This is a genomic window from Armatimonas sp. (assembly GCF_031410135.1).
Taxonomy (GTDB): Bacteria; Armatimonadota; Armatimonadia; order Armatimonadales; family Armatimonadaceae; genus Armatimonas.
Map to the genome: position 1 here is coordinate 1 of NZ_JANNYP010000905.1, position 8,541 is coordinate 8,541.

The window sequence follows — 8,541 nt, forward strand, 5'->3', positions numbered from 1 at the left end:
GGAAGCTCTGGAGCGCTCCAGAGTTGCAGGAGGAGCCGCGCCAACCACGGCACCTTGGTGGCGACAGAGTCAGGGCAACGGCGGATGAACCTCACCCTCCTCCCCGAGACTTTTGCGATCTGGAAGCTCCACACCACAGCGTCGTTGCCCCGAGTGCCATTCTTGGCCGTCGCTGCCCCGGGGGCTTGGGCTGACGAAGCGTACTCTTGGTGTCACTACTAAAGTTACAGGTAAAATGAGTGATCATGAACCGAGTCACTTGGCAATGGAGCGACGATGATATCACGCTCTGGTGCAATGCCTACGCCCAGGACGACACCTACCGGAAGAAATGCCGCAACTGGCAACGCTTCTATGCAGGTGTGGGATTGGTGATTAGTCTATTAGTCGCGGGTATCTCGGGCATAGGGAAGTGGCAGCTGTGGCTGGGAGTGGTTCTTGGTGGGGGAGTCACCTACGGGCTGCTGGAGCTCTATCTGCTCTGGCACACACCTCGTGCGGTGGCGCAGGCGGTGCAAGAGGCACGGGTAAGTATTAACCCATCGGAGTCCTGTACCCTCATACTTGAGCCGACAGGGCTACGCCTCCTTATGGATGGTTCAGAGCACTGGTATGCTTGGGAAAAGCTGGTGGCAGTGGTGTTGACTCCTGCGGGGTTTCTGGAGATCAAGATTGAAGGCATGACGGAGCCTTTCTGTATTCCTCCCAGCGCCTTCGGCACTATCGCCTATCGTGATGCCTTTGCCCAGCAACTAATGTCCACACAGTTTCAGAGTCCAATCGCTGGTGGCCCTTGGTGGCGACAAAGTCAAGGCAACAGGTAATGAACCTCACCCTCCTCCCCGTCACTCTTGCGATCTGGAAGCTCCCCGCCACAGCACCTCTGCCACAAGTGCCTTTCTTCGCCGCGATCCGCACAGGTGAGGAACTCTCACTGGTCACAGAAGAGGCGCTGGCTCCGAGCGGCGTGCCTTGCGAGCGGGGCTGGCGTGCGATGAAAGTGGCCGGGCCGCTGGACTTTTCCCTCACCGGGATTCTCGCCGCGCTCGCCGTGCCCCTCGCCGACGCCAAGATCCCGATCTTTGCCCTCTCCACGTTCGACACCGACTACATTCTGGTAAAAGAGACCCAGCTCACCGCCGCCATCGCCGCGCTGGAAGCCGCCGGGCATATTGTCTCTGAAAGAGAGGCCCCATGATGGACACAGATATGCCGCCCTCACAAGATAAGAGCCCTGAGCTTTGGAACCCGCGTGCTGCGATTGGCTGGAGTCTGCTTCTGAGCCCCGCTTTTGGTGCGTATCTGCACGCTGCAAACTGGCAAGCACTAAACGAGCCACAGAGAGCTTCGGAGAATAAGAGCTGGTTTTGGGTGAGTATCGTCTTTACAATCCTTGCGCTTCTGACAGAGTTCTTGCCCAACCCACGTATCCTGGACGCGCTTTTTCGTCTCGTCGGGTTGTGCTTATTTATTGCCTGGTACCGTAGCCAAGCGCGACACCAGGTGACACACTTCCGGGATGTTTTAGAGAATTGCTACACCAAAAAGCGCTGGGGACGTGCTTTACTGGCAGGCTTCACGCCCTTCTTAGTCGGAGTCGTGGTCATCATGATTTTCGCCGTTCTGGAGATGGGGAAGATTGATCCCAAGATGGTTGTGGAGACGCTACGGCCCGAGCTACAGAAGCAATGGCCTGAGCATAAGAGTGTTACGATTGGGGAGATTTCTCTAATACCTACCAAAGAGAACTCGAACAAGTTTACCGGGACGGTGGAGGCGACGCTGGATGGGGAGACGTCGCTCTTCCCGCTGGAGATCAACGTGGGAAAGGACTCGGAACTCTCTTGGATCATTGGTGAGCCTGACGACGCAGAGTCAGGGTAAATAAGCTTTTGAGCACAGGTTCTCTAGGGTCTGTTTTGCTTGCGCGATTTAAGCTACGCGACTTCCGTTTGAACAGCTGCATTAGCTTGGGGTAAGATACCATCCTGCATAAGACCACTATACACCAGCCAAAATAGCGGGGGCGAGCCAGGTGGCCCAGCAGTAGGCTTCTTTCCCATTGGCGTCCGTGGTGAGCGTGAGCTGGATCGTGCGGCCTGCGTAGGATGTGAGGTCAAGCGCGTGCGGGTGGGGCTTGCCGCAGTCGGTGACTTTGGTGCTCCAGATTTCTTTGCCCTCCACGCGGACGCCGAACGTGATGCCGCTCGGCGCGGGCTCTTTGGCGCTGTTGAGCACCTCGAAACGAAGCGTCAGACGCGCGGCTTTGGGGAGCGTCACGGGGAAGCTGGCCTCAGCGACTCCGACGGCTTTGGGGTGCTGAAAAAGGCCAGGGACGCGCTTGCCGGTACTGGTTTTCTCTTTGGCTTGCCGCCAGTCGAGGCAGTTGGTAGGTGTCGCCGTCCAGAGCTGCTTGACCCCATCCCAGACCACCTCGCCAGAGTAGAGGCTCTCGGTGCCGACGCCGGATCTCTCGCTGATGCGCTTTGTTGTCGGTTTTGCCTCGTCCCAACTCTTGAGACCCGTGAGCGGCAAGAGTGGCGCGATGGTGGCGGCCCACTCGGGCGTCTCGGCTTTCTGGCAGACACTCCACATCGGGCGGCGACGGCCCTCCAGATCGCGTAGACCGAGCTTTAGGCCACCCTCGGCAGGGTGGTCTTGGTGGCGGTGGAGGATAAAGGCGTCAATGCCGGGCAGCTGGCGCACTTTCTCAAAGGCGTATGCATAGGCCGCCGCCTGGATTTTCTCCGCCTGCTCGCCGCTGCCTTTGCAGTTGAAGCCCTGCTCCGAGAGAATCACCCGCCGGGCGGCATTATTGACTTTTTGGCCTGGCTTATTCAGATACGCAAGCAAGACTTCGAGATTCTTGAACGTGATAATCGGCGTGTCAAAACCCATGCCTGCGTCTTCGTCGTCCCAGAACACGGGGTCAAAAAGCCCCTGCGGGTAGGGGTGCTGCGCGATGTGCCAGTCAAAGTCCCCCTCGGCTTTGGATAGTGTGTTGAGGCCGTCTACTAACTGCCGACCTGGCATCGTTCGATCTGGCGCTTCGTGGCGATCCGTCCAGTAGTAGTCCATCGAGATATAGACCCGCAGGTCCTTATGAATGCTCTTCACGGCGAGCCAGGCTAATCGCAGCGCATTGGCGTACTCGCGCACCACGGTCTCGCCGGTTGCCTTGCCCAGGTTGTACCAGTGCCAGTGACTCTGCACCTCATTGCCAATGATAAAGCCCCCGACCCGACCAAATCGCCCCTCCGGCTCCGTCCAGCGCTTGGCGAGAAACTGCAAGAGCCCACGGTAGAGCCGCTCGCTTTTCTCACTGCTCAGATTAAACGCCGAGAGCGGGTTGGCCGCGCCTTTCTTGTCGCACTTGGGGTGAATAAGCAGGTCGCCGTCGGCGGCATCGCGAGGGAAGTAGTTGAGGAAGATCACGGTCACTAAGATCCCGGCCTTGGTGAACTCACGCACCTCGTCGTCGTAGCGGGCGAGCGTTCCCCCGGCTAGTGGGATGCGCTCACCGTCCACTTCCATAAACTCAATCGGGCCACCGTAGGGAGCCCCAATGGCGGGCAGGAGCACCTCGCGGATACTCAAGTTCATGCCGACGTGCTTCGCCCCCAGCGCCACCGCATCGGCACGATCCACGACACATTGAACCCCTTTGATGCTCTTGGGCCACGGCAGTGGGTTCGTCCGCACCGCCGAATCCATGATCTCCGTCACCCATTGCGCGGGCTCACTCTCACTTGCTCGAAAGCGCCAGAAAAGCCGATCGTGCCCGGCGGTGTCGAAACGGGGTAGGGTAAAGTTCTTCCCCGCCACGCGCTCCACCGTGAGCGTCTCCCACGCCGTCGCTCCCACTCCCTGTCCAAACACCTGGCGGGGCAGCTGCTGGTTGGGGCGGATCGTAAACGTCAGGGTCTTCGCATCGGCGCGGATGCGGGCAATGGGCGAGGGGGTTTCCATAGCTGATTATAGCGCCAAACGCCGTCGGATAAATCCAGCGGCTTCCGAGGGCGACGGCTACCTTCGTAGCCAGAAAAAATAGTTCTTATATTTTATCAGAATGGGCACTTAGGAACCGTTCTAAGAGTGGAGAAACAAAATGCCAAGTGTTCATAATGAAGTCTATCTGCATCTGGTTTGGGCCACCTGGGATCGACTGCCATTGCTTAGCCCGATGCGCCGTGAGCGTGCTTTTGAGGAGATGGTAAGGAAAGCGGGAGCGAGACGCTGCTCCATTGTTGCGATCAACGGTATGGAGGATCATGTGCACATCTTGCTGCATCTTGCTACGACCAGCTCAATCGCAGACCTTGTGCACGATCTCAAAGGAGCCTCATCCTGGCTTCTCAATCAAGATAGCGAGGGAGAGTTCCGTTGGCAAGGTGGCTACGGCGTATTCCCTGTGGCTCCTCAAGCGCTGGAGCGGGTGACAGACTATATCCAAAAACAGGAAGAGCACCACCGTGAGCACACACTGAATCGTCTACTGGAACTGTAAACATGCTTACTGGGTACGAAGGTACCCGTAGCCCTCGGAAGCCGCTGGATTTATCCGACGGCACTTTATCCGACGGCTTCACCCGTCTGCTGCGAGAAGAAAAACTCGACGGCGGCGCGGCCTTCTTTGCCCAGATCGTGGGAGTACTCGTTGACATAGAGGCCGATATGTGCCTCGATCACGCCATCGCTCAGATCCTGCGCGTGCTGACGGCAGAGGGCAAGGGCTTCGTCGCGGTGGGTATCGGCCCAGGCAAGGCTCTCACGAATAAGGTCCGCAACTGTCTCAGAGAGCTTGAGCGACGTGCGACACAGAATCGCCCCCAGCGGGATCGCGTAGCCCGTCTCTGCCTCCCAGTGCTCCCCGAGATCTTGTATCAGGGTCAGCCCATCGGCCTCGTAGGTGAAGCGCTTCTCATGGATCACTACGCCTTGCGTTCCCGGCGTGCTTTTCAACTCTTCGTAGAGGGCATCGAAGGGCAGGAAGCGCCGCAGCCCTCCTCCCCCAGCCCCTCCTCCCAATCCTTGGAGGTGGGGGAAGGAGGGGAGAGAGAATCTTGCATTTTCCCCTCCCCCAACCCTCCTCCCAGGATTGGGAGGAGGGCTAGGGAGGAGGGTTTCCAGCCAAAAATCCAGCAGGAAGTTCGCCGTGGTCTGAGCACCGGGGGCGAGGCTGGGCTGGGTGGGATCAAAGGGCGCATCGCCGTTTTTGAGGAGCAGCGGCCCACAGCCCCGGCCCAGCGCCCCACCCGAGGGGAGCAAGTCATAGAGATGGCTGAGCTTGGGGTAGGCGGCGTAGCTGATCTTGATCACGTCGAACTGACCGGTCACGGCGGCCTCATTGGCCGCTTGGACATCGAGATAGGTCGTCTCAAAGACTAGCTCTGGGTGCGTCACCTTCCCGAGTAAAATCCCCGCAAAGATGTATACATCGTTAGGGCACGGCGAGATGCAGAGTTTAAGAATCATAGAACCAATCCAATCGCGGAGCGATTTCTTAGCCGAGGCACGAGGCTCTCACACGCCGATTTCAACCGGCGGACAGTCCACGGCGACAGCACGGAGCAAGAACTGGGGGTTGAACTTGCGGTCGCAGCGGGCACAGGAGCTACGCGTGAGGCGCTTGCGGCGGTAGATACGCGTGCTACAAGCCGGGCACTCGTAGGCATAGCGCCACCAGGCGGCACTTCTATCTTTGGGCGGGAGGGCCTTCTTGCGATCCGGGGGGCAGCCGAGCTTCTCCGCCAGTGCCCAGAATGCCGCCGAGTGGTTGGGGTGGACTAAATGGGCGACTTCGTGGCGAAACGTGATAAGTGTCTCGTCCCAGCCGTGGTCTAGGAACGCCTGCCAGGAAACCACGATGCGCCTTTTCTGCGGCTGGCAGTAGCCCCCGTATTTCTTGCGCGTCGAGACCAGCAGCTCACTGAGGCGCAGTGCCCCCGCAAAGTGTAGCTCATTTAGCCGGTGGAACTCCTCCCACAGTGCCGTCTCAATTTCGTGTCGTTCGGTCATCTCCTGGGCGTATTATACCGGCTCAGGTTTTCTTTTCAGGCAGCTTTGGCGGTACGGCTGTCTTTTTGGAGTGCTTCATCAAGCGAGCGCTGTGCCTCACGCAGTAAGTCCTCAGCGGTACGCGCCTCCTCGGGGTGCCAGGCAGTTCCGGCAACCACACGCAGAGAGCGATGGACACTCTGCCGAGTGTCTTCTAACACTTTGATAAGACGATTTGCCGCGAGCTCAACCTGAGGGCCCGTGTTGGGCAGAACTGCCAGAAGACAGTTTCCCTCACCCAGACCTGCCATGTCCATACGACGAATGGAAGAGCGTAGGCGACTGCCACACTGCTCCAAGACTTCGTCGTGCGCTCGGCTAAGCGTGGGAACCTCCAGAAGCTGGAACTGGATGAGCGAGAGGGGCATCCCCGCACGGACGGCTCGTGAGACGGCTTCCTCCAGGCGGGCATGGAGGTGCTCCCTGGTATAGAGACCCGTGAGGGAATCAAGCACGCTGGACTCACGACGGCGATGACGGTCGTAGGCTTCCGCCTCGCCCATGAGCTTACCGAGGCGCTCGACCGCTTTGCGTAGGGTCACGGAGACATAGTTGCATGAAACGCCTAGCTTGGTGGCGATCTCAGTCTGGTTCAGATTGCGGAAGTAGAACTCGTAGATCACTTGCTGCTCAAAAGGACGCAGACGTTGCATGGTCTCACGAAGGACGATGCGGTTCTCCACATGAACTGCCATCAGAGACTCTCCAACCGTCTCTAAGCGATCCAGTGTGCTATCACTATTCTCTTCTTGAGAGACTTCGTCGTAGGAGAGCACACGAAACGTATTGCGTGATGCCAGGGTCTCTTCAACGGTCTCGACAGGAATGGCGACAACGGCAGCAATCTCGCTGGGGGTAGGCTCGCGCTCAAGCTGGGCGGTGAGACTCTCGATCGCACGCTCAATGCGGCTGGAGGTTTCTTGGAGCCAGGCGGGCTCACGGATCATACGGCTGCGATCTCGCAAAAAGTGACGGATCGCGCCGCTAATAAAGTGCGTGGCGTAGGTGGAGAAACGAACCCCCTTGCTGGGGTCGTAGTACTCCAGAGCGGAAAGCAGTCCTAGGTAGCCTTCCTGAGCGAGATCTTCGAGTGGCTCAGTCGTCCCGAGAAACTTGCGCGCCACGGACTCAACGAGGGGGCCGTGTGCACGAGCTATCTTCTCTTTAAGCACAGGCAAGGGGAGGTCGCCTGAGGAACGACCATCTCCCGTGCCGCGCCGACGGGCATACTCTTGGAGCCAGCGCAACAGGGTTTCCTGTGGGATGGCAGTCGCTTTTTCTAAAAGAGAAGACATAGGCTTATGTCTGAGATAGTCGGCAGAGACTGTTAATTTTTCCAGGAATTATTTTCCCTGAGGAGAATACGGTTAGCATCCGAAAATTGAGGCATGAACTCGATTCTTCCTGATGACGACTTGGCACCTCTGATGTCAACGAACTCGGCCGCGCGGACACTTGCACCAACAGCACCACAGCCACTAGATAGCAATCAGATGCTAAAGGGGCTCCTTGAGGATGGTGCACTGCTGATGCCACCGGGGATGGCGGGAGGAAGTCCGCTCGGTTCGGATACCTTTGACGAGGTGCGCTCCTCCCCGAGCGTCACGCCTCTTGTGGATACCCATATTGATGATATCTTGCGCTACAGCCAGCAGGTGAAGGCATCGGATATCCATATCACGGTCAACTTGCCCCCGATGCTCCGCATTGACGGCAAGCTCACGCCCACGCCCTGGGAAGTGGTCACTCCCCGCGAGGCGCAGCGGCTTGTCTACGATATTTTGCTCTCCGACCAGATTGAGCGCTACGAGCGCACGAAGGAGCTGGACTTCTCCTACGGGGTTCATGGGGTGGGACGTTTCCGTTTCAATGTCTACCGCCAGCGTCACTCGGTTGGGTGTGCCATGCGTGCGATCCCTGCCAAAATTCCCTCTCTAGAGTCGCTCCGTCTTCCTCCGATCCTGAAAGAGCTCACCAAGAAGCACTCGGGGATAATCCTGGTGACAGGGCCGACGGGATCGGGTAAGTCCACAACCATTGCCTCAATGATTGATGCGATCAACTCCGAGCGCCCCTTGCACATCCTGACGATGGAAGACCCGATTGAGTACATTCACAATCACAAAGTCGCCATGGTCAACCAGCGTGAGATTGGCCAAGACTCCGAGAGCTTTGGCAACGCCATCCGTGCCGCTCTTCGTGAAGACCCTGATATTATCCTCGTCGGTGAGATGCGCGACAAAGAAACCATCTCTGCTGCTCTTACTCTTGCCGAGACAGGCCACTTAGTCTTTGGAACGCTCCACACCCGAAGTGCTCCTGCGACCGTTGACCGCGTGATTGACGTCTTCCCTGCCGATCAGCAAGACCAGATCCGTGTTCAGTTTGCCAGCTCCCTTCAGGCTGTGGTTGCCCAGCAGCTCTTGCCGATGGTCGGTGGGGGACGTGTTGCCTCCATTGAGATCATGGTCGCCACTGCTGCGG

General features: G+C 58.2%; 10 protein-coding genes. 6 read left to right on the plus strand and 4 right to left on the minus strand.

The annotated features are described in order from the left end of the window. The 4 genes from RMO15_RS32250 to RMO15_RS32265 all read left to right on the plus strand — a co-directional run. A partial coding sequence (locus tag RMO15_RS32250; protein ID WP_309723135.1) for a hypothetical protein occupies window positions 1-222 on the plus strand: 222 nt, incomplete at its 5' end. Between the two features lie 23 nt (window positions 223-245). Next, on the plus strand, window positions 246-824 hold the full coding sequence (locus tag RMO15_RS32255) for a hypothetical protein (protein ID WP_309723138.1): 579 nt from the start codon (window positions 246-248) through the stop codon (window positions 822-824). Continuing rightward, on the plus strand, window positions 824-1,198 hold the full coding sequence (locus tag RMO15_RS32260) for an ACT domain-containing protein (RefSeq protein WP_309723140.1): 375 nt from the start codon (window positions 824-826) through the stop codon (window positions 1,196-1,198). The genes RMO15_RS32255 and RMO15_RS32260 overlap by 1 nt, the downstream gene beginning before the upstream one ends. Beyond that, window positions 1,195-1,884 (plus strand): hypothetical protein, encoded by a 690-nt coding sequence (locus RMO15_RS32265; protein WP_309723143.1) that lies wholly within the window; start codon window positions 1,195-1,197, stop codon window positions 1,882-1,884. The genes RMO15_RS32260 and RMO15_RS32265 overlap by 4 nt, the downstream gene beginning before the upstream one ends. A 117-nt stretch (window positions 1,885-2,001) precedes the next feature. Here the strand turns inward: RMO15_RS32265 and RMO15_RS32270 are convergent, their stop codons facing one another. After that, window positions 2,002-3,969, minus strand: coding sequence for a DUF5722 domain-containing protein (locus tag RMO15_RS32270; RefSeq protein WP_309723144.1), 1,968 nt, complete (start codon window positions 3,967-3,969; stop codon window positions 2,002-2,004). Window positions 3,970-4,108: 139 nt separating this feature from the next. On the opposite strand from RMO15_RS32270, the gene tnpA reads away from it, so the two are divergent. Further along, on the plus strand, window positions 4,109-4,507 hold the full coding sequence (gene tnpA, locus RMO15_RS32275) for an IS200/IS605 family transposase (protein WP_309723147.1): 399 nt from the start codon (window positions 4,109-4,111) through the stop codon (window positions 4,505-4,507). Window positions 4,508-4,572: 65 nt separating this feature from the next. Here the strand turns inward: tnpA and RMO15_RS32280 are convergent, their stop codons facing one another. Genes RMO15_RS32280 through RMO15_RS32290 form a run of 3 tightly spaced genes read right to left on the minus strand, consistent with a single transcriptional unit; the run spans window position 4,573 to window position 7,352 of the window. Then, the gene (locus tag RMO15_RS32280) at window positions 4,573-5,475 is read right to left on the minus strand and encodes an MqnA/MqnD/SBP family protein (protein ID WP_309723150.1); all 903 of its coding nucleotides are present in this window, start codon (window positions 5,473-5,475) and stop codon (window positions 4,573-4,575) included. 48 nt (window positions 5,476-5,523) lie between these two features. After that, window positions 5,524-6,018: a YgjP-like metallopeptidase domain-containing protein gene (locus RMO15_RS32285; protein ID WP_309723153.1), complete on the minus strand. Its 495-nt coding sequence runs from the start codon at window positions 6,016-6,018 to the stop codon at window positions 5,524-5,526. Window positions 6,019-6,053: 35 nt separating this feature from the next. Continuing rightward, a complete protein-coding gene (locus RMO15_RS32290) occupies window positions 6,054-7,352 on the minus strand; it encodes a sigma-70 family RNA polymerase sigma factor (RefSeq protein WP_309723155.1) in 1,299 nt (432 codons plus the stop codon). 93 nt (window positions 7,353-7,445) lie between these two features. On the opposite strand from RMO15_RS32290, the gene RMO15_RS32295 reads away from it, so the two are divergent. After that, on the plus strand, window positions 7,446-8,541 hold a 1,096-nt coding region (locus RMO15_RS32295; protein ID WP_309723158.1), incomplete at its 3' end, for a type IV pilus twitching motility protein PilT.

Excerpts from the sequence above, each read along its gene's own strand:
- RMO15_RS32255 (WP_309723138.1), top strand. The coding sequence starts at position 246 with ATGAACCGAGTCACTTGGCAATGGAGCGACGATGATATCACGCTCTGG.
- RMO15_RS32285 (WP_309723153.1), bottom strand. The coding sequence starts at position 6,018 with ATGACCGAACGACACGAAATTGAGACGGCACTGTGGGAGGAGTTCCAC.
- RMO15_RS32280 (WP_309723150.1), bottom strand. The coding sequence starts at position 5,475 with ATGATTCTTAAACTCTGCATCTCGCCGTGCCCTAACGATGTATACATC.
- RMO15_RS32270 (WP_309723144.1), bottom strand. The coding sequence starts at position 3,969 with ATGGAAACCCCCTCGCCCATTGCCCGCATCCGCGCCGATGCGAAGACC.
- RMO15_RS32265 (WP_309723143.1), top strand. The coding sequence starts at position 1,195 with ATGATGGACACAGATATGCCGCCCTCACAAGATAAGAGCCCTGAGCTT.
- RMO15_RS32290 (WP_309723155.1), bottom strand. The coding sequence starts at position 7,352 with ATGTCTTCTCTTTTAGAAAAAGCGACTGCCATCCCACAGGAAACCCTG.
- RMO15_RS32260 (WP_309723140.1), top strand. The coding sequence starts at position 824 with ATGAACCTCACCCTCCTCCCCGTCACTCTTGCGATCTGGAAGCTCCCC.
- tnpA (WP_309723147.1), top strand. The coding sequence starts at position 4,109 with ATGCCAAGTGTTCATAATGAAGTCTATCTGCATCTGGTTTGGGCCACC.